Source organism: Devosia sp. (genome assembly GCF_048261455.1).
Lineage (GTDB): Bacteria > Pseudomonadota > Alphaproteobacteria > Rhizobiales > Devosiaceae > Devosia_A.
Map to the genome: position 1 here is coordinate 42,527 of NZ_JBLXGA010000004.1, position 19,966 is coordinate 62,492.

Annotated in this window: 21 protein-coding genes; 10 read left to right on the forward strand and 11 right to left on the reverse strand. The window is 64.3% G+C overall.

The annotated features are described in order from the left end of the window. The first annotated feature begins 331 nt into the window (after window positions 1-331). Together ACN0TK_RS05665 and ACN0TK_RS05670 are read left to right on the forward strand one after the other, a co-directional pair. Window positions 332-1,927 (forward strand): ABC-F family ATP-binding cassette domain-containing protein, encoded by a 1,596-nt coding sequence (locus tag ACN0TK_RS05665; RefSeq protein ID WP_417308490.1) that lies wholly within the window; start codon window positions 332-334, stop codon window positions 1,925-1,927. A 148-nt stretch (window positions 1,928-2,075) separates the two neighbouring features. Continuing rightward, window positions 2,076-3,269, forward strand: coding sequence for a GTP-binding protein (locus ACN0TK_RS05670; RefSeq protein ID WP_417308491.1), 1,194 nt, complete (start codon window positions 2,076-2,078; stop codon window positions 3,267-3,269). A 71-nt stretch (window positions 3,270-3,340) separates the two neighbouring features. Here ACN0TK_RS05670 and lon read toward each other — a convergent pair whose 3' ends face one another. Then, window positions 3,341-5,776, reverse strand: a complete 2,436-nt coding sequence (gene lon, locus ACN0TK_RS05675) for an endopeptidase La (RefSeq protein ID WP_417308492.1) — start codon at window positions 5,774-5,776, stop codon at window positions 3,341-3,343. 292 nt (window positions 5,777-6,068) lie between these two features. Between lon and ACN0TK_RS05680 the strand changes: the two genes are divergently transcribed. Beyond that, complete coding sequence (locus ACN0TK_RS05680; RefSeq protein ID WP_417308493.1) at window positions 6,069-6,881, forward strand: hypothetical protein; 813 nt, start codon at window positions 6,069-6,071, stop codon at window positions 6,879-6,881. 3 nt (window positions 6,882-6,884) lie between these two features. Beyond that, window positions 6,885-7,784, forward strand: a complete 900-nt coding sequence (locus ACN0TK_RS05685) for a hypothetical protein (RefSeq protein WP_417308494.1) — start codon at window positions 6,885-6,887, stop codon at window positions 7,782-7,784. Here the strand turns inward: ACN0TK_RS05685 and ACN0TK_RS05690 are convergent. Continuing rightward, entirely contained in the window at window positions 7,754-8,875 is a 1,122-nt protein-coding gene (locus ACN0TK_RS05690) for a citrate/2-methylcitrate synthase (RefSeq protein ID WP_417308495.1), read from the reverse strand. The genes ACN0TK_RS05685 and ACN0TK_RS05690 overlap by 31 nt on opposite strands. A gap of 85 nt (window positions 8,876-8,960) precedes the next feature. Here ACN0TK_RS05690 and ACN0TK_RS05695 point away from each other — a divergent pair, with 85 nt between their 5' ends. Beyond that, a complete protein-coding gene (locus ACN0TK_RS05695; RefSeq protein ID WP_417308496.1) occupies window positions 8,961-10,043 on the forward strand; it encodes a citrate synthase/methylcitrate synthase in 1,083 nt (360 codons plus the stop codon). 46 nt (window positions 10,044-10,089) lie between these two features. Here the strand turns inward: ACN0TK_RS05695 and ACN0TK_RS05700 are convergent, their stop codons facing one another. The 4 genes from ACN0TK_RS05700 to ACN0TK_RS05715 form a co-directional block, all read right to left on the reverse strand. Beyond that, window positions 10,090-10,581: a hypothetical protein gene (locus tag ACN0TK_RS05700; RefSeq protein ID WP_417308497.1), complete on the reverse strand. Its 492-nt coding sequence runs from the start codon at window positions 10,579-10,581 to the stop codon at window positions 10,090-10,092. 304 nt (window positions 10,582-10,885) lie between these two features. After that, window positions 10,886-12,385, reverse strand: coding sequence for an Asp-tRNA(Asn)/Glu-tRNA(Gln) amidotransferase subunit GatB (gene gatB, locus ACN0TK_RS05705; RefSeq protein ID WP_417308498.1), 1,500 nt, complete (start codon window positions 12,383-12,385; stop codon window positions 10,886-10,888). Between the two features lie 147 nt (window positions 12,386-12,532). Further along, on the reverse strand, window positions 12,533-13,048 hold the full coding sequence (locus ACN0TK_RS05710) for a GNAT family N-acetyltransferase (protein WP_417308499.1): 516 nt from the start codon (window positions 13,046-13,048) through the stop codon (window positions 12,533-12,535). Between the two features lie 32 nt (window positions 13,049-13,080). Next, complete coding sequence (locus tag ACN0TK_RS05715) at window positions 13,081-13,389, reverse strand: chorismate mutase (protein ID WP_417308500.1); 309 nt, start codon at window positions 13,387-13,389, stop codon at window positions 13,081-13,083. A 138-nt stretch (window positions 13,390-13,527) separates the two neighbouring features. Between ACN0TK_RS05715 and ACN0TK_RS05720 the strand changes: the two genes are divergently transcribed. From ACN0TK_RS05720 to ACN0TK_RS05735, 4 genes are all read left to right on the forward strand, one after another. After that, complete coding sequence (locus tag ACN0TK_RS05720; RefSeq protein WP_417308501.1) at window positions 13,528-14,196, forward strand: DUF998 domain-containing protein; 669 nt, start codon at window positions 13,528-13,530, stop codon at window positions 14,194-14,196. A gap of 92 nt (window positions 14,197-14,288) precedes the next feature. After that, window positions 14,289-14,762 (forward strand): c-type cytochrome, encoded by a 474-nt coding sequence (locus ACN0TK_RS05725; RefSeq protein WP_417308502.1) that lies wholly within the window; start codon window positions 14,289-14,291, stop codon window positions 14,760-14,762. Between the two features lie 254 nt (window positions 14,763-15,016). Continuing rightward, window positions 15,017-15,274: a YjhX family toxin gene (locus ACN0TK_RS05730; RefSeq protein ID WP_417308503.1), complete on the forward strand. Its 258-nt coding sequence runs from the start codon at window positions 15,017-15,019 to the stop codon at window positions 15,272-15,274. Further along, the gene (locus tag ACN0TK_RS05735; protein ID WP_417308504.1) at window positions 15,271-16,038 is read left to right on the forward strand and encodes a class I SAM-dependent DNA methyltransferase; all 768 of its coding nucleotides are present in this window, start codon (window positions 15,271-15,273) and stop codon (window positions 16,036-16,038) included. Before ACN0TK_RS05730 ends, ACN0TK_RS05735 begins: the two co-directional genes overlap by 4 nt. Window positions 16,039-16,041: 3 nt before the next feature. Here the strand turns inward: ACN0TK_RS05735 and ACN0TK_RS05740 are convergent, their stop codons facing one another. The 5 genes from ACN0TK_RS05740 to ACN0TK_RS05760 form a co-directional block, all read right to left on the reverse strand. Beyond that, window positions 16,042-16,359: a hypothetical protein gene (locus ACN0TK_RS05740; protein ID WP_417308505.1), complete on the reverse strand. Its 318-nt coding sequence runs from the start codon at window positions 16,357-16,359 to the stop codon at window positions 16,042-16,044. Between the two features lie 124 nt (window positions 16,360-16,483). Beyond that, window positions 16,484-17,968 (reverse strand): Asp-tRNA(Asn)/Glu-tRNA(Gln) amidotransferase subunit GatA, encoded by a 1,485-nt coding sequence (gene gatA, locus ACN0TK_RS05745; protein ID WP_417308506.1) that lies wholly within the window; start codon window positions 17,966-17,968, stop codon window positions 16,484-16,486. A 79-nt stretch (window positions 17,969-18,047) separates the two neighbouring features. Next, on the reverse strand, window positions 18,048-18,512 hold the full coding sequence (locus tag ACN0TK_RS05750) for a GNAT family N-acetyltransferase (protein ID WP_417308507.1): 465 nt from the start codon (window positions 18,510-18,512) through the stop codon (window positions 18,048-18,050). A 5-nt stretch (window positions 18,513-18,517) separates the two neighbouring features. Next, window positions 18,518-18,805, reverse strand: a complete 288-nt coding sequence (gatC, locus tag ACN0TK_RS05755) for an Asp-tRNA(Asn)/Glu-tRNA(Gln) amidotransferase subunit GatC (protein ID WP_417308508.1) — start codon at window positions 18,803-18,805, stop codon at window positions 18,518-18,520. Window positions 18,806-18,878: 73 nt separating this feature from the next. Next, a complete protein-coding gene (locus ACN0TK_RS05760) occupies window positions 18,879-19,397 on the reverse strand; it encodes a hypothetical protein (RefSeq protein ID WP_417308509.1) in 519 nt (172 codons plus the stop codon). A 65-nt stretch (window positions 19,398-19,462) separates the two neighbouring features. On the opposite strand from ACN0TK_RS05760, the gene ruvX reads away from it, so the two are divergent. Then, window positions 19,463-19,924, forward strand: a complete 462-nt coding sequence (gene ruvX, locus ACN0TK_RS05765; protein ID WP_417308510.1) for a Holliday junction resolvase RuvX — start codon at window positions 19,463-19,465, stop codon at window positions 19,922-19,924. Window positions 19,925-19,966: the final 42 nt, after the last annotated feature.

A 19,966-nucleotide genomic window follows, 5' to 3' on the forward strand; every position in this document is an offset into this window, starting at 1 on the left:
ACCCGGACCTTTATTGGCATAGCCGCCAGCCGTTACGTGCTGGGTTCGCTGCGGGACGAACCGACGGCAATGTCGCAACCACCTGCTCCACGCGGCGCGGACCACGACCAATTCTTCGGCGCTGAAGCACGCCATCGAAACGCATCTGGTCGATGCCGACGCGGCGGGAAAGCTGAAACGCTGCCTGCCGGACGCGCAAAGCCTCAGGGCTTGCGCCCACGGCCAGGCGGTCTTATCTCATGGTTCAACCGCAACACCGACCGGACGGTCCCGATGGAAATCACCTCGAAAGACGCACGCTTCCGCATCGCTTTCGAGGACTCACATTTCCATGCCTGTTACCATTTCCCTGCACGATATCAGCTGGTCGACGCCTGACGGCCAACCGGTTCTCTCCAATCTTTCACTGAGCTTCGGCCCCGAACGCACCGGCCTCGTCGGCCGCAATGGCGTCGGCAAGTCGACGCTGCTGCATCTGATCGCCGGACAGTTGACGCCCGCCGCAGGGCGGATCGACCGCAGCGGCAAGCTCGCCCTGCTCCGTCAACTGGCGCGCCCCGATCCGGATGAAACGCTGGCGGAACTGTTCGGCATCACCGAAGCACTGGCGCTTGTCGACCGCGCCGTCGCCGGCACGGCTTCTGTCGCCGAACTCGCCGAGGCCGACTGGACCCTTGAAGCCCGATTCGCCGAGGCGCTGGACCGGATGGGCCTGCCATCGGCAAAGCCCACCACGCGTCTGCTCACCCTTTCGGGCGGACAGACAACGCGGGCCGCGCTGGCGGCACTCACCTTTTCGTCGCCCGACATGCTGCTGCTCGACGAGCCGACCAATAATCTCGATGCCGCCGGCCGCGCATCCGTCATCGCGCTGCTGGAGAGCTGGCGCGGTGGCGCCATCGTGGTCAGCCACGATCGCGACTTGCTCGATACGATGGACGCGATCGTCGAGCTCACCAGCCTCGGCGCCACCCGCTATGGCGGCAACTGGACGGCCTATCGCGAGCGCAAGGCGATGGAACGCGCTGCGGCCGAACAGGATCTGTCGCGTGCCGAACGTGACCTGGCCGACTCCCGCCGCGCCGCGCAGCAGGCCCGCGAACGGCAGGAGCGGCGCATCGGCGCCGGCAACCGCAAGGCGGCGAAAGGTGACATGCCCAAAATCATGGCCGGTGGCCTAAAGCGCCGGGCGCAGGAAACGGCGGGGACACTGAAGACACTCGGCGACCGCCGGACCGCCGAATCCAGCGAAAAGCTCTCGGCCGCACGCGAGAAGATCGAAATCCTCACGCCATTCACCGTCGAACTTCCGCCCAGCAGACTGGCGGCGGGCCGGACTGTCGCACGGGCCGAACGGCTCAGCGCTGGCTACACGGCGGATACCCCGATCCTTTCAAATCTCGATCTGCACATCGTCGGCCCGGAGCGTATTGCGCTGACCGGTCCCAATGGCAGTGGCAAGAGCACCCTGCTCAAGGCACTGACCGGCGGGATAACGCCGCTTTCCGGTACCGCGGAGATTGCCGTCTCCTGGACCCTGCTCGACCAGCGCATGGGCCTTCTCGATCCGGCGCTGACCATCGCCCAGAACTTTTCTCGGCTCAATCAGGGCGCCGACCGCACCGCCTGCCGTGCCGCCCTCGCCCGTTTCATGTTCCGCGCCGATGCCGCGCTGCAGCAGGCCGGCACACTGAGCGGCGGGCAATTGCTACGCGTCGGTCTCGCAGCCGTACTCGGGCACCAGCCGCCGCAGCTGCTGATTCTCGATGAACCGACCAATCATCTCGATGTCGACGCGATCGAAACGCTGGAAGCCGGCCTGCGGGCCTATGACGGCGCGCTGCTGGTCGTCAGCCACGACCCGGCCTTTCTCGAGGCCATAGGCATCAGCCGAACCATCGAGCTGCCGGCGCGGGCCGCACGTTAGCGACTGCTGCTGGCGCCGCACGGCAAACCCGCCACTGACACTGATGCCGTGTGCTCCGGAAAACCGAATACAGCACGGGCAGAACCGCAATCGTCTTTCCCGAGTAGCGATGTAATGTTATTACGTAACGGCTCTAAAGGAGGCATATGTGACGAAAAAACTGCCCGTGACCGTTCTCTCCGGCTTTCTGGGTGCCGGTAAAACCACCCTGCTCAATCATGTCCTGGCCAATCGTGACGGCCTGAAAGTCGCGGTGATCGTCAACGATATGAGCGAGGTGAACATCGACGCCGCGCTAATCCGCGACGGCGGCGCCAACCTGTCGTGCACCGACGAACAGCTTGTCGAAATGAGCAATGGCTGCATCTGCTGCACGCTGCGCGGCGACCTGCTCAAGGAGGTCACCCGGCTCGCGTCCGATGGACGCTTCGACTACCTGCTGATCGAAAGCACCGGCATCTCTGAGCCGCTTCCGGTCGCAACGACCTTCGACTATCGCGACGAAATCGGTTTCTCGCTGGCCGACATCACACAGCTCGACACGATGGTAACCGTCGTGGACTGCGCCAACCTGCTGCGCGACTACGTCTCACAGGATTTCCTCTCCGACCGCGGCGAAACCCTGGGACCGGAGGATAACCGCACGCTCGTCGACCTGCTGGTCGAGCAGATCGAGTTCGCCAATGTGGTGGTGCTCAACAAGGTATCGACAGCGGCGCCGGCGGACCGCGCGGCAGCAATCAAGATCATCAAGGCGCTGAATGCCGATGCGCGCATCATCGAAGCCGACTTCGGCAAAGTCGCGCCCGCAGCGATCCTCGGTAGCGGTCTTTATGATGTCGAGACCGCACAAGAGAACCCGCTGTGGTTCAAGGAACTCAACGGCTTCACCGACCACGTGCCCGAAACGCTCGAATACGGCATCCGCTCCTTCGTCTATCGCGCACGGCGGCCATTCAACCCTATGCTGTTCCAGGATTTCGTTTCCAGGAGCTGGCCCGGCGTCCTCCGGGCTAAGGGGTTTTTCTGGCTCGCCACCCGGCCCGACAAGGTGGGCGAATTGAGTCAGGCCGGCGCAATCGTCCGCACCGAACGTCGCGGCTTGTGGTGGGGTGCCGTGCCGCAGTCGCGCTGGCCCGATCATCCGGATTGGCGCAGCGCCATGGCCCCCTATCTCGACCCCGTCTGGAGCGACCGGCGCCAGGAACTGGTGTTCATCGGCACGGATCCGATGGACGAGGCCGCGCTGCGCCACGCGCTCGACCAGTGCCTCGTTCCCGCGCGCCAGTTCACGCCGGAACGCTGGCAGGCCCTACCCGACCCCTTTCCTGCCTGGGGCTGACCCGACACGAGATCCACAAACGCAAACGGCGCCCCGAGGGGCGCCGTTCTGTTTTCAGCCCTATGGACCGATCAGTGCTGCAGACCGGCAGCGACATCGTCGCCTTCGACGCCGAGGTCCGGCACCACTTTCGGCGCGTCCTCGTCATAGGTCCACTCGATCGCCTCGGGCTGGCTGACCAGTGCGTGCTTGAGTACCTCGTCCATATGCGCCACCGGAATGATGGTCATTCCTTCGGTCACATTGTCCGGGATCTCCTTGAGATCGCGGGTGTTCTCGTCCGGGATCAGCACCGTCTTGATGCCCGAGCGGAGCGCCGCGAGCAGCTTCTCCTTCAGCCCGCCGATCGGCAGCACCCGGCCGCGCAGCGTCACCTCACCGGTCATCGCGACGTCGTTCTTGACCGGAATTCCGGTCATCAGCGACACGATGGCCGTGGCCATGCCGATGCCGGCCGACGGCCCATCCTTCGGCGTCGCACCTTCCGGCACGTGCAGATGGATGTCGCGCTTGTCGAACAGCGGCGGCTTGATGCCGAGCGCCGTGGCACGCGACCGCACGTAACCCGAAGCGGCGGTGATCGATTCCTTCATCACCTCTTTCAGGTTACCAGTGACGGTCATGCGGCCCTTGCCGTGGGTCATCACGCCTTCGATGGTCAGGATTTCGCCGCCGACCGAAGTCCAGGCGAGCCCGGTGACCGCGCCGATCTGCGGCTCCGCATCCAGCTTGTCGTTGCGGAAGAAGGCTGCACCCAGATAATCCTCGAGCTTCTCGTCGGTGATTTCCACCTTCGCCAGCTTGTGAGTCATCAGTTCGCGAACCGCCTTGCGCATCAGCTTGGAGATTTCGCGCTTGAGGTTACGCACGCCGGCTTCCCGCGTGTAATCGCGGATCACCGCCATCAGCTGCGCGTCGCCGAGCACGAATTCCTTTTCCTGCAGGCCGTTCTCTTTCAGCGTCTCGGGGATGAGATGCCGCCGGGCGATCTCGAACTTCTCCTCTTCGGTGTAACCCGACAGGCGAATGATCTCCATCCGGTCCATCAGCGGGCCCGGAATGTTGAGCGTGTTCGAGGTGGTGACGAACATCACGTCGCTCAGGTCATAGTCGACCTCGAGATAGTGATCGGCAAACGTGCTGTTCTGCTCCGGGTCGAGCACTTCGAGCAGCGCCGAGGACGGATCGCCGCGGAAGTCTTGGCCCATCTTATCGATCTCGTCGAGCAGGAACAGCGGGTTCGACTTGCCGGCTTTCTTCAGAGACTGAACGACCTTGCCCGGCATGGAGCCGATATAGGTCCGGCGATGGCCGCGGATTTCGGCCTCGTCCCGCACGCCACCCAGCGCCATGCGCACGAACTCGCGGCCGGTCGCCTTGGCGATCGACTTGCCGAGCGAGGTCTTGCCGACGCCCGGGGGGCCGACGAGGCACAGGATCGGTCCGCGCAGCTTGCCGGTCCGGCTCTGCACGGCGAGATACTCGAGGATGCGTTCCTTGACCTTTTCGAGGCCATAGTGATCGTCGTCGAGCACCTTTTCGGCGAACAGCAGGTCGCGCTTCACCTTGGACTTCTTGCCCCACGGCAGCGACAGCATCCAGTCGAGATAGTTGCGAACGACGGTCGCCTCGGCGGACATCGGGCTCATGGTCTTGAGCTTTTTCAGCTCCGCATCGGCCTTGGTCCGCGCTTCCTTCGAAAGCTTGGTTTTCTTGATTTTCTCTTCGAGCTCGGTCAGCTCGTTCGAGCCTTCCTCGCCATCGCCCAACTCACGCTGGATCGCCTTCATCTGCTCGTTGAGATAGTACTCGCGCTGCGTCTTCTCCATCTGCCGTTTGACGCGGCTGCGGATGCGCTTTTCGACCTGCAGCACACCGATCTCGCCCTCCATGAGGCCGAGGATCTTCTGCAGCCGGTCGGCGACCGCGATGGTGCCCAGCAGCTCTTCCTTCTGCTCGATCTTGATCACCAGATGGCTGGCGATGGTGTCGGCGAGCTTGGAATGGTCGGAAATCTGGCCGACCGCGCTCACGACCTCGGCAGAGATCTTCTTGTTGAGCTTCACATAGTTTTCGAACTCGGATTGGGCCGAGCGCGACAGCGCTTCCAGCTCGGTCGGGTCTTCCTCGGGCTCGGGCAGCGTCGTCGCTTCGGCCTCGAAATAGTCGACCGTCTGCAGGTACTGGTCGATCTCTGCGCGATGCAGCCCCTCGACCAGCACCTTCACGGTGCCGTCGGGCAGCTTCAGCAACTGCAGCACAGAGGCCACGGTGCCGGTCGAATAGATTTCTTCGGGCGACGGATCATCGTCCTGGGCATTCTTTTGAGTGACGACGAGAATGTGCTTGTCGTCGCGCATCACCTCTTCGAGCGCCTTGACCGATTTCTCGCGGCCGACGAACAGCGGTACGATCATGCCGGGGAACACGACGATGTCGCGCAGCGGCAGCACGGGATAAACCCGATCGCGATCGAAGCCCGAGCCGCCTTGGGTAACGTCAGACATATCTGGTCCTTTCCTGATGCGCTCCAGCCGGGAGGAGACGGAACGCACCTTTTGGCAATCGGGGTAGCCCTCGGAGTGAGCGACGATCCCGATTCTGCATATTAGATAGGGTGCCCTGCCCAAAGGGCAAGTCAACCTGCCCGATCTGGTGGCTGCGCACACGCAAAGCTGTGCGGATGTGATCGGGCGCGGTCCGAAATCCCGCTCCGCAGAACTCCCGTCGGGGCGCGACCGGACTTACGGCGCCCGCGCTTTGGCGTTTTGCTCGGCAGGCTGTAACCGGGAGGAAACCATGCCACGCATCCTGTCGCTCGCCACGGTCGATCTCTTGGTCAACCGCACCGATCCACCCAGCCTGGTAATCCGCGTGCAGGGCACCACCGGGACGCCTGGCTGGAAGAACATCCACCTCGAACCGCTCGAAAAGACCCTGTCCGCCGACGGCATCATGGACTTCGAAATCGTGGGCGATCCGCCCGATGGCATCGTCATACAGGTCCTTTCCCCTGTGATGATCGACGAGGTCTGGACCAGGGACGTCGAAAAGATCATCGGTGTCGCCGTGCACTCCCGCACGAACACCGTCACGAAACTGTTGGCCCCGCCGCCCATTCCGGACGCGCAGATCGAGGAGGCAACATTCGGCAATCGCCCGACCGTGCCGCCACCGGACTTCCAGAACCATCCCGCCTTCTCCCGCACACTGAGTGATGTCGGTGTCCGTTCCCCGACCTTGTGGGTCGGCGAGGACGTCAAGACCCTCGCAATTGGCGAGGAAGGCACCTGGCCACATCAGTGGGGCGAGACGCCGCCCCTTTCCATACCGGTCGAAATGCGCGCGGACGTCGGCAAGTTGCCGCCACATGACGTCACCAATCCGATCCTCGACCAAGTGAGACCGCCGCCCTTCGACACGACTAGCCCAAGGCTCGACACCACGGACCCAAGGCTCGACTACTTCAAGCCGCCAGTCCCGGAAAAGCCGCCGCTGACCGAGAAGCCGCCGCCGGGCGACTTTGGCCTCGGCTTTGGCAACAATGGCTTCACCGATCCGCCGCCGCCCGACTTCTTCCGCATGCACGCCCTGCCCTTCGGCCGACGCTGAGCGGTGTCTGACCTCCTCATCGCCGGCGGGCGGCGCGACACCAACCTGCCCTGGCTGGCCGACATCGCTGCCCGAATCGGCCTGCCCTGCCGGACCCTGATGATCGACGAGACGCATTCGCCGGCCTTCTCGTGGAACCTTGAGGACGGCGTCGCCCAGCTCGACGGTGCAGCACTCGACTGCCGAGCCTGCTTTATCCGCTACGACGTTTTCACCGCGCTGCAGACCGGCAGGCAGGAACTGTTGGCCGGCGCGTCGGCCTGGTATGCCGCCGTCGACGCCTGGTGCGCTGCGGCGGATGTCTTCACGCTCAACGCCGAGATCCACCCACAGACCGCAAGCAAACCCTGGATGCTGGGCCGGGCCCGTGCAGCCGGCCTTGAGGTCCCGCCAACACTCGTCAGCAATGTGGAAGCCGAGATCGCGAAGTTCAGGCCGGCCGACCGGTCCATTGCCAAGCCGGTCGCCGGCGGCAGCTATGTGGTCGACGCACCGCAGGCGATCGCCGGAACCGACTGGCTCGACGGTACGGCGCCGCATCCGGCCATCGTCCAGCCGAAACTGGCCTATCCCGAACGCCGCATCTATCGCGCCGGCCCGGCGTTCTTCGTCTTCGACATCGCGTCCGAAACACTCGACTCCCGGCTCGATCCGAAGATGCGCATCACCGAACTGCCGGCGACAACCTTGCCGGCCGGACTGCTCGACCGCCTGCGGGAAATGACCGATGACCTCTGCTGCGATTTCTGCGCCATCGACATGAAGACGGATCCGCTAGGCGGCGACCTCGTCTTTCTCGAGCTCAACACCGGACCGATGCTCCGTGCCTATGACGAGGTGGCCGGTGGGCGTATGGGCGAGGCACTTCTGCGCTACCTGATGGCGGGCGGCGGGCCGACGTAGCGCGCCCGCGGACGGATCAGGTCGCCCTTCGTCGCCTGTTCGAGCATATGCGCCAGCCAGCCGACGCTGCGCCCCAGCGCAAACAGCGTCTGCGGCGCCTCGCTCGGCAAGTCAAAAACCGTCTGCAGCGCTGCGAGCGCAAAGTCGATATTGGGCAGTTCGCCCGTCACTTCAAAGGCGGCGCGGGCGAGCGATTCGTAACTATCCGGTAACGCAATGTGGGATAGCAACGCCTGCGCCCGCACATCGCCCTGCGGATAGAGCTGGTGCCCGAATCCGGGCACGCCACGCCCCTCGCCGAGCCAATCACGGAGGCCTGCCTCGGCAGCATCGTCCCCCAGGCCGCCGATGTCTTCCGCCAGCACCCGCACTTCCGCAGCCGCGCCGCCATGCCGGGGCCCACTCAGTGTTGCGAGCCCGGCGAGCGCTCCTGCCGCCAGAGAGGCTCCGGTCGAAACCGCCACCCGCGCCGCAAAGGTCGAGGCATTGAGTTCATGGTCCGCGAGCAGCACGAGCGCGCGGCGCACGATATCGGCCGCAGCCGGACGCGCCCAGCGCGCGGCGAGGCGCGCATGGACCGGCGCCGTCTCTTCCCCCGCAAAGCCAGTGCAAATGGTCGCCAACACGGTCTCCGCATCCGAGCGCAACGCCACCGCCGGGCGGCCGGCGCACGCCGGCATGCGCCCCGCCAGCTGTGCCACCCGCTCCAGCACCGAGCCGGTCTCTTCAGGCTGCGGCGCCGGGGCATCAAGCGCACCGAGCAACAGTACCGCCAGATCCTCAAACGACATGCGTTCCGCCAGAACGGCAGCGTCCTGACCGCGGTAGTAGAGCCGCCCGCCGGCGATAGTGGTGATCGCCGTCGCCAGCACCGGCTCGCCCCAGCTGATCGTTTCGGCCGCCACCGCCGAACTGCTGCGCCGCCCCCGGGCGCGCTTCGCCAAGCGCTCGACATCCTCGGCACTGTAGAGGCTGCGGCGTTGGTCTGCCGGGTCCGGCCGCGCGCGGATACGGCCACGGCTGACACTGGCATAGAGCGACTGCGGCTTGCTGCCCAGCCGGGCCAGTGCTTCACGGGCGGTGAGCCACATTGACGTCTCACGTTGATCGATATCATCAAGATTGACGTCAATGATAACCCGCCGATATTCGCCTCGCAAACAGTGAGGTGCTGAAATGAGCAATGGATTGGAAAACGTCGTCGCCGCCGAGACGGTGCTGTCGGATGTCGATGGTCTCGCCGGCCGGCTGGTGATCCGCGGCCTGCCGCTCGATGCCATCGCCGGCAAGCTGAGCTTCGAACACGTGCTGACGCGCCTCTGGGCCGACATGTTTCCCGCTATGAAGGATCAGCTTCAGCCTGCCCTTGGGGCGTCACGCGCAGCCGTCTTCGCTGCTCTTGCCACCGAGTTCGCCTCAGCCGCAGCGCTGCCGCTGTTCGACGGCATGCGCGCCCTGCTAGCCCGTCTGACCGACGACGACAGTCTCGACTCGGCGCTGCGTCTCACGGCCGGACCCGCGGTCGTCCTGTCGGCCCTACTCCGGCTCAAGGCCGGCGATCAGCCTCTAGCACCGGATCCCGCACTTGGTCACGCCGCGGACATGCTGCGCATGACCTCGGGACGCCAACCATCGGCCGCCGAAACGGCCGGTCTCGACACCTATCTGGTGACAGTCATCGACCATGGACTCAACGCCTCCACCTTCACGGCGCGCGTTGTCGCCTCCACTGGCGCGGGGCTAGGTTCCTCCGTGCTCGCTGCGCTCGGCGCTCTGAAGGGCCCCCTGCACGGCGGCGCCCCCGGCCCGGTGCTCGACATGCTCGACGCGATCAGAACGCCCGAGGCAGCCGAGACCTGGATCCAGACTGAACTGCAGTCCGGCGCGCGCCTGATGGGCTTTGGCCATCGCATCTACCGGGCGCGCGACCCACGCGCCGATGCGCTGGCCGGCGCGCTGGCGCAGCTGAAGGCAGGTGGCGGCGTTAACGCACGGCTTGCATTGGCCGAGGCGATCGAACGTGCCGCGCTCGCCGCGCTGGTGCGGCATAAGCCGGACCGAAAGCTGGAAACCAATGTGGAGTTCTATACGGCGCTGCTCCTCGAGGCGCTGGGCTTTCCGCGCGACGTGTTCACCGCCGTCTTCGCGGCCGGCCGCATCGGCGGCTGGATCGCCCATGCCCGGGAACAGGCGCTGACCGGGCGCCTGATCCGTCCGCAGTCAGTCTACGTCGGTCCCAAGCCGCAACGCGCGGCTTGAGCCGAAAGCCTGCTGACCTGCTGAACGAACCGTGGCTGGACGACGATCAGTCGTCGTCCCCGTCATCATCATCATCATCATCGCGATCATCATCGTCGTCATCATCGTCATCCCGATCATCGTCGTCATCCCGATCATCGTCGCGATCGTCGTCATCCCGGTCGCTGCTGCGATCGCCGTGGTCATCGTCTTCATCGTCACGGTCATCATCATCATCGTCTGACCCGCGCACATCGTCCCGATCGTCGTCACCGTCGTCGTTATCATCATTGTCCGAACCCGACGTACTGGAGTAGCGCGACGAGCGGGCGATTTCGATCTTCACCAGTTCGCCGCTTTCGAGCGAATAGATCGCCTCGACCTTCTCGCCGTCCCGGAATGCCTCGATCTTGGCGTAGCCGCCCGACTCGCGCATCGAGATATTGCTGTAGCCGTCGTCGGCATATTGCTGGGCGAGCACCTCGCCAGTTGTCGCTGCAAGGGCCGGGCTTGCCGCGAACATCATTAGCGTCGCCGAAATGGCAAAAGCGCGTCTCATCGAAATCTCCATCCTTCGGCCATCGCGGCCACCCGTTCCGATGACGTATCCGCCGCATAGGCGCTGACAATAACGTCACCATTCGAACTTAATCTGAAGGTCGGGGATGAACGTCCGCTTAGGCGCGCCGCTGCAGCTTTATGGAAATTGTTCGGGCTAGGTCAGAATCAGAGGCGGTCGGGCGCGCAAGAGAACCGGCGGCATGCCTTTTTGCTCTGCTCGCGCCAACAGGCCGGGCAAGGCACCGCCGACCATGTCAGCCTGTGCCGATGCTTCGATCTATTATCAGGTCGGCCTGAGGAAGCTATTCCAGCCCCAGCTTGCTCTTCAGCAGGTCGTTCACCGCCTTCGGATTGGCCTTGCCACCCGAGGATTTCATCACCTGGCCTACGAACCAGCCGATCATCGTCGGCTTGGCCTGCACCTTGGCCACCTGGTCGGGGTTGGCGGCGATGATCTCGTCCACCACCTTCTCGATGGCACCGAGATCGGTGACCTGCTTCATGCCCCGCCGCTCGACGATCTCGGCCGGGTCGCCTTCTGGCTCCTCGGCAATGATGATCTGCAGCAGGTCCTTGGCGAGCTTTGACGAAATCACCTCCGCCGCGACCAGATCGACGATCCCCGCCACCTGGCTCGGCTGGATGCTGGATTCCCAAACGCTCAGCCCCTGCGAATTCGCATAGGCGGCGATGTCGCCATTCACGAGGTTGGCCACGGCCTTGCCGTCGCGGGTCTTGCCGCCGAAGGTCACGCAGGCCTCGTAGTAGTCGGCCGTCTCGCGCTCCAGCGTCAGCACCATCGCGTCATAGGGCGTCACGCCATAGTCGGCGATGAACCGCGCCTGCTTGTCGTCCGGCAGTTCCGGCAATTCGGCGGCCAGCGCATCGATGAAGGCCTGGTCGAACTCCAGCGGCAGCAGGTCCGGCTCCGGGAAATAGCGGTAGTCCTGGGCGTCTTCCTTGGAGCGCATCGACCGCGTCTCGCCGGTCTTGGGATCATAAAGCCGCGTTTCCTGCTCGACCGCGCCGCCATCCTCCAGAATGTCGATCTGGCGGCGCGCCTCGAATTCGATCGCCTGCCCGGCAAAGCGGATGGAATTGACGTTCTTGATCTCGCAGCGCGTGCCGAATTCACCCCCCGGCGCCCGCACCGACACATTGATGTCGGCACGCATCGAGCCCTGCTCCATGTTGCCGTCGCAGGTGCCGAGATAGCGCAGGATGGTCCGCAGCTTCGCCAGATAGACCTTGGCCTCCTCGGACGAGCGCAGATCGGGCTTGGAGACGATCTCCATCAGCGCCACGCCGGCCCGATTGAGATCGACAAAGCTCATCGACGGATGCTGATCGTGGATCAGCTTGCCCGCATCGGTTTCGAGATGCAGCCGTTCGATCCCGATCTCGACCTGTTCCCCGTCGACATCGAGCATCACCACGCCCTCGCCGACGATGGGATCCTTGTACTGCGAGATCTGATAGCCGGGCGGCTGGTCGGGATAGAAATAGTTCTTGCGATCGAAGATCGACCGCTTGTTGATCTGCGCCTTCAGCCCCAGCCCCGTTCGCACGGCCTGGCGCACGCATTCATCGTTGATCACCGGCAGCATGCCGGGCATCGCCGCGTCGACAAAGCTCACATTGGAGTTCGGCGGCGCGCCGAACGCGGTCGACGAGCCCGAGAACAGCTTGCTGTCCGACGTCACCTGCGCATGCACTTCCATGCCGATGACGATTTCCCAGTCGCCGGTTGCGCCCTTGATGAAATGCTTGGGGTTCGGGGTACGGGTGTCGATGAGGCTCATGCTGTCCCGGCAGTTCGATTTCGGTTTGGTTCTGTCTATGACAATTCCCCAGCACGGGGAAAGGCTTTCGATGCGCCGCGCGCCGCGAATCTCGTCCCAGCGAAGCGCTTTTGATCGCTCAGCGACAGAAGCTGAGCCGGGAACGGGCTAGTGGTCGTCGACCTGCCCGTAAAACGGGCTCAACCGCTTTTCCAGCCGCACATTGATCTGTGGGTCGCGGCGGCTTGTGCCCTCGCGCTTCAGCGCCAGGATGCGATAGCCCTGATGCTGATAAAAGTTCACCGTGCGCACATTATCGGACAGCGTATCGAGCTGCACCGTCTCGGCGCCCTCCAGCTCCAGCAGCGATTCCATGCGCCGCAGCAGCAGTGAGCCGATGCCCTGATTCTGCAGCACCGGCGTGACGAACAGATACGGAATATAGGCTCTGGTCCGCGCCCGGGCGCACCAGCCAACCGGCACATCATCGATCTCGGCAACAATCGTGCGCGCCAGCAATTCGTGTACCGCGATGTTTAACCGGCGCTTTTCGCCCTTTTGGCTGGCCTGTTCACCAGCCAGAAACGGGCGCAGATCGCGATCCCAGGCGAGATAGGCAATCTCGGCCAGCCGTTCGGCTTCACTGGCCTGGGCCTGACGAATGGTCACGACGGTCGACTGCATCGCTTCACTCCAGCAGCGCGGAACGACCGATCTTAGCCGTGACGCTTGCGCGCGGCGATAATGCCTTTTTCGTAGTTCACATTCCAGTCGATCAATGTGCGCCAGATCAGTTCGGCCTGATCCTCGTCGAGATCCAGCTCTTCGGCGCGCTTGCGCTGCCGCTCGATGATGGCTGCGATCCGTGCGGGATCATAGGCCTCATGCGCGTCGGTCTTGATCTCGGCCATGCGGGTGACATAGCCGTGCCGCTCGGCGAGCAGGGCCAGCAGCGCCTTGTCGATCCGGTCGATTTCAACGCGCACATCCTCCTTGGACATGCATTCGGCGGGCGGCTTGGTCACGGGGCAACTCGGCTGGCTGATTGAAATGCGCCTCTGGTGTGCACTGGCCTCGCCTCGATTTCAACCGTCGCGAGCGCTAGTCTGCTTCGGCACGAGAGGCACCAGACGCGCTCCGATGCACTGTTTCCCGAGGTATCCATGTCCCGCCAGATATCGAATCAAACCCGTCTGGGTGCCCTGTTCTGGGTGCTCACCGTCGAGTTCTTCATTGCCCAGTTCATCGCCCAGTCCGCCTTCACGGACTATTCCTTGCTGCTCGAGGACATCAGCAATCTCGGCGTCACGCGTTGCGATCGCATCAACCCGGCCAGCGGCGTTCTCACCTGTTCGCCGCTGCACCTGGTGTTCAATGCCGGCATCTTCATCAATGGAGTGCTGGTCGTTCTCGGTGTCTGGCTGACCCGGCAGTTCTGGCCGCGCAGCGGCAGGACCACCATCGCCCTGTGGATCATCGCAGTCGGCGGCGGTCTCGGTTGCATGATCGTGGGTCTTTTTCCGGTCAACGAGAATGAAGCCCCGCATGTCGTGGGCGCCATCCTCGCACTGCTGGTGTCCTGCGGTGGCATCGCCCTGCTCGGCACCGTGATGTGGCGGTCCAGCCGCGGCTTTGCGCTCTATTCGATCGCCAGCGCCCTGCTCTGCATCACGGGTTTCGTGCTCTACGCCCTCGCTGTCAGCCAGCAGATCGAGATTGGCCGTGGCCTTGCCGAACGCATCACCGCCTGGCCGCAGAACCTTTGGTACATGGTCACCGGCACCCTCATCCTCACGCACCGGATCTCCCCCCGGAAATCGCCACGCGCCTGATTTCGGCGCAAAATTTGGATGCGACGTCCTGTCGCAGGTGGTATAAGCGCCTTGGCCGGGAGGAACGGCCTTTACGCGACGGGAGGACTCACATGCTGCGCTTTGCCTTGTTTGCTGCCGCCGGCCTTATCGCTGGCACAGCCTACGCCGAAGACGTCAAACCAACGGTCGACATGGGCGCACGGATCGCCGTCGTCGGCGGCTGCCACGATTGCCACACGGTGAACTATGCCGAAACCGGCGGCGAAATCGATCCCGCTGCGGCGCTCACCGGGAGCCCGGTCGGCTATCAGGGCCCCTGGGGCACGACCTATGCCAAGAACCTCAGGATCACCGCAACGCAGTATGACGAGGACAGCTGGGTCGAGTACCTCAGCACCTTCCAGGCGGGCCCGCCCATGCCGTGGTTCAACGTCCATGCCTTCACCGAGGCCGAGATGCGCTCGCTGTATATGTACATCAAGTCGCTCGGCGAGCCCGGCGACCCGACCCCTGAATCGGTGCCGCCCGGCGAAATGCCGACGACGCCCTATATTGTGTTCGCCCCGCCACAGATGCCGGGCTGATCCATCTGAAGCTACCCTAGCCGCTTGTTACCTTCGAGCGGCTCCGCTTAGTTTTCACCGTCGCGCCAACCCCGGCGCGGCGGGTCTGACTTTGGGGGAACAGATGCTGATTGTCGTGGAGACCTTGAGGACCTAGTCGCCTTTGCGACTGGTCGGACACACCCGTCGGGCGCCGAGCGATAGCCGGTGCGCGCATGATGCTGTCTGGCGCCGGCTGCCGAGTGGCACGGGCGCCGATCCCAGGTCTCACGAAATTGGACATTTCCCGTTCCGAGCAGCGCGTGCTGCACGCTCTGGCGCAAGGTGGCGCCATTCAACCCATCCGCAACGACGCCGGCAAGCTCGACGCCGTGCAGTGCTTCACCCGCGACGGGTGGCTGATGCATGGGCTCGACCTGCGCCTGTTTCACAAACTCCGGCGTCGCAAGGCCATCGCCTCCCGCCAGGGTGGCCCCTACCTCATCACCCGCCGCGGCCTCGAACTGGTTCGCAGCGAATATGACAACCGATGAAAGACCAGAACCCAATGCCCAACCTCACCCATGCCGACATCTGGGATGCGGACGCCGCCCGGACCTACGACACCCCCGGCCGCGGCATGTTTGCTGACGACCTTCTCAAAAGCACCGTTGACCGCCTGGCGGAACTGGCCGCCGGGCGGCCGGCGCTCGAGTTCGCCATTGGCACCGGACGCGTCGCCATTCCGTTACGCGAGCGCGGCGTGCCGGTCAGCGGCATCGAGATCTCCCAAGCCATGACCGACCGGCTGCATGAAAAGATCGACGCCGACGAGCTGCCTGTTGCCATCGGGGACATGTCGAAAACGACGGTTTCCGGCCGGTTCGGTCTCGTCTTTCTGGTCTACAATGGCATTTCGAACGTGCTGAGCCAGGCCGAACAGGTCGCGACCTTCGAAAACGCGGCGCGCCACCTCGAACCGGGTGGATGTTTCGTCGTCGAGAACTGGGTGCCGGATCTGCGCAGCCTGCCGCCGGGGCAAGAGGCCACGGTCTTTGCGGCCGAGCCCGGCTACATCGGCCTCGATACCATCGACACGATGGACCAGATCGTCGTCTCGCACCACTTCCGCTTCGCCGAGGACAGCCGGACGGCAGAGCTCTTTCGCTCACCACACCGCTACGTGTGGCCATCGGAGCTGGACTTGATGGGACAATTGGCCGGTTTCGCGCTCGAAAGCCGGCACGCCGACTGGACCGGCAGCGCCTTCACTGCCGAGTCCCGGTCGCATGTGTCGGTGTACAGGCTAGAGCCCTGAGGCTCAGTGCTGGGTCACGCCGCTCAGTTCGCGGGCGATATGCTCCCACTCGGCCTTGACGTTCGGCGCCGAGCGGCGCTTGCCGGACCGGCGATACCAGTAATCGGCATTGCCCATGTCGGCTTCGATCCAGTGCAGCAGCGCGTGCACCCAGTCGAATTCTGCGACGCCTTCCATGGCCTGGCAGATGCCATGGGCTTCTTCCCATTCGGGGCCGACCCGGAACGAACCCTTGCGAATCCACCACATCGCCTGCAGCGGCTTGGACATATCGCGCGGCGGCTGTGACCAATCTTCCGAGGTGAAGATGTCGGCGGACATAGACGAAACTCCCTGTGGCCCGGACGCAGCCGTGGGACGCGTCACTATCACCTTCAATTTGTGCATTGCCGGCAAATAGAGCGGATTGCCGGATGGATCAAGGCTTGTGACACGCGCGTGCGGCTCACCACCAGGGCGTCGGCGCGAAGTCGATGCCGGCGCTGCGCTCCAGCACGCGGCCTGCCGCGAACAGCGTTTCCTCGTCGAACGGCTTGCCGATCAGCTGCAATCCGAGCGGCAGGCCGGCCGAGTCCTTGCCCGCCGGCACGGCAATTCCCGGCAACCCGGCCATGTTCACCGTCACCGTGAAGACGTCGTTGAGGTACATCTTCACCGGATCGGCTTTCATATCCTCATCACCCACGCCGAAGGCGGCCGATGGCGTCGCCGGCGTCAGGATCGCGTCGACGCCGTCGTTGAACACGGTCTCGAAGTCGCGCTTGATCAGCGTGCGAACCTTCTGAGCGCGGACGTAATAGGCATCATAATAGCCCGCCGACAGCACATAGGTGCCGATCATCACGCGCCGCTTCACCTCGCGCCCGAAGCCTTCGGCCCGGCTGAGGTTGTAGAGGTCCGTGATGTCCTTGCCGGTATCACGCAGACCGAATTTCACGCCGTCATAGCGCGCGAGGTTCGACGAGGCTTCCGCCGGCGCCACGATGTAATAGGCCGGCAGCGCGTATTTCGTATGAGGCAGCGTGATGTCGCGCACCTCGGCGCCCTCGGCCTTCAGCCAGGCGATACCCTGCTGCCAGAGCTGCTCTATCTCCTCCGGCATGCCGTCCATGCGATATTCACGCGGAATACCGATCACCAGACCTTTGACGCCCCGCTCCACGGCCGCCGCGAAATCCGGCACGGCCAGCTCGGCGCTGGTCGAATCCTTTGGGTCGAACCCGGCCATCGACCCCAGCATGATCGCCGAGTCCTCGACCGTACGGGCGATCGGCCCGGCCTGGTCGAGCGAGGAGGCGAACGCCACAATGCCCCAGCGCGAGCAGCGGCCATAGGTCGGCTTCACGCCGACCGTGCCCGTCAATGCCGCCGGCTGGCGAATCGAACCACCCGTATCGGTCGCCGTCGCCCCCGCGCACAGCCAGGCAGACACCGCCGACGCAGAGCCGCCGGACGAACCGCCCGGCACCAGCTGCGCGTTGGAATTGTCGGCCCGCCAAGGGTTGATCACCGGGCCATAATAGGACGTCTCGTTGGACGAGCCCATGGCGAACTCGTCCATGTTGAGCTTGCCCAGCATCACCGCGCCGTCGCGCCACAGCTGCGAGGTGACCGTCGACTCGTATTCCGGCTTGAAGCTGTCGAGGATATGGCTCGCCGCCTGGGTGTGGACGCCCTTGGTGGCGAACAGATCCTTGATGCCCAACGGCACGCCTTCGAGCGGACCGCCCTCGCCCGCCGCGAGCTTGGCGTCGGACTGCTTGGCCATCGCGTGCGCCTCGTCAGCACTGACGGCGACATAGGCATTGAGGCTTGGGTTGGCCGCCTCGATCGCCTTCAGATAGGCAGCGGTCAGCTCGGCCGACGAAAAGGACTTCTGCTTCAGCCCATCGCGGGCTGCGGCAAGGGTGAGGCGGGTGAGATCGGTCAAAGCGTGTGCTCGCTCAGGCTCGAGGAAATGTGCCCGTTGGTATCGCGCGGAACGATGTCCCGCAACCGGTCCGGGAGGTTCAAAGCTGCTTCTCGTAGAACGCCGACCACGCACTGTCGGGATAATCGAGAAACGGTCCGCGCGGCGTGAAGCCACCACGGCGATAGAGCCGATGCGCTTCCGGCATGATCGCTTCGCTGCCGGTTTCGAGCATCAGCACGGTGAGGCCCTTGTCCCGCGCCAGCGCCTCGATAGCCTGCAGCAGGGTCGAGCCGACGCGCTTGCCGCGCACTTCCGGCACGGTGAACATGCGTTTCACCTCGCCCATCTCGGCGTTCTCGACCTTCAGCGCACCCATGCCGATGGCCTGGCCCGTTTCGTCACGGGCCACAAACAGCGTTGTCGCGTCATCGGCCATCTGCTCGACGGTCATCTGGAACTGGAATTCCGGCGGCGACAGCGGCATCAGATGCGCGTTGAGCCGTTTCACCAGATCGCGCACATCGTCCTGCAGCGGCGTCTCGATGCCCAGCGTGACAGCCATCGGGCCTACTCCACGACCTTCGGCACCATGAAGAAATTGTCTTCGGCCAGCGGCGCATTGGCGACGATCTTGTCGGCATAGCCGCCGTCCGTCACCTTGTCTTCGCGGCGGCGCAGAGTCATCGGCGTCACCGAGGTCATCGGCTCGACATCGGTCACGTCAACCTCGTTGAGCTGTTCGACGAAGCCCAGGATGGTGTTCAGCTCACCGCTATAGCGCTCGACTTCATCGTCTTCGATGCGGATGCGCGCAAGACGGGCGATACGCTTCACCGTGGCGGCGTCGACGGACATGGGCAAAACTCCGAAAGCTGTTTCGTGCGCGTTCTACCAATGCCGCGCCACAAGGCAAAATGAAAAGCGACACTCAGAGCTCGACGGCCAATCCCGCCTCGAGCGCCACCATGCCGGTACCGCCCAGCTGCGTACCGAGCGCTGCGAAACAGGCATCGGCAACCGCTTCGGGCGCCGCGATGGCAATCAGCTTGGGCGCGAGGCTCTCCAGTGCCGCCGCGGCGAGAGCCGGCGCATCGTCACCCAGCACCACAACCACCGCATCGCGCGTCCAGCGTCCGGCCTTGGGCAGCGGATGATGCAGCAACAGCAGCGGTGGTTCGCCCGCAGCCGCAATCAGCGCCCCGCCTTCGGCCAGTCCATGCACCACCACTTCGGGCAGATCCTCCGCATCCAGCATCGCCGCCTGCCGGCGCGGCTGCCACAGCACCGGATCGACCGCCTCGCCGGCCTCGCCCAACGCGAAGGTCACATCCGCGCCGGACACCAGTTCATCGGGGTCGACGCCCGCGGGTGCCGCCGGATCCACCACCAATATCTTGCCGCCGGTATGAATGCGCAGCGTCGTGCCGCCGAACCAGGTGAGTTTCATCTTGCGCCTTGTGGTTTGCTCCCGCCACAGGTAGCCAACCATGGAATGGATGCAAGGGGCCAGCCGTGACCGATGATCTCTCCGCCCTGCCCCCGACCGGCAAATTGCTCGGGCTGGACCTCGGCACGAAAACCATCGGCGTCGCGACTTCCGATGGCATGCGCTATTCGGCGACGCCGCTCGAAACCATCAAGCGCCAGAAATTCACCCTAGATGCCGAGCGCCTGCTTGAGCTGATTGCAGAAAACGCCGCAGTCGGCATCGTCATCGGCCTGCCGCTCAATATGGATGGCAGCGAGGGCCCGCGTGTGCAGTCGACTCGCGCCTTCGCCCGCAACCTCGCGGCCAAGATCGAAATCCCCATCGTCTTCTGGGACGAGCGCCTGTCGACCTCGGCGGTCACCCGCACGCTGATCGAGGCCGACATGCGGCGCAACAAGCGCGCCGAGGTGGTCGACAAGCTCGCCGCCAGCTACATTCTGCAGGGAGCTCTCGAGCGCCTGCGCCGGGGGATAGTCGCCCCCTGACCTTGCGGTCTGCGCCCCCCTGCGATAGACCCGCCAAAATTC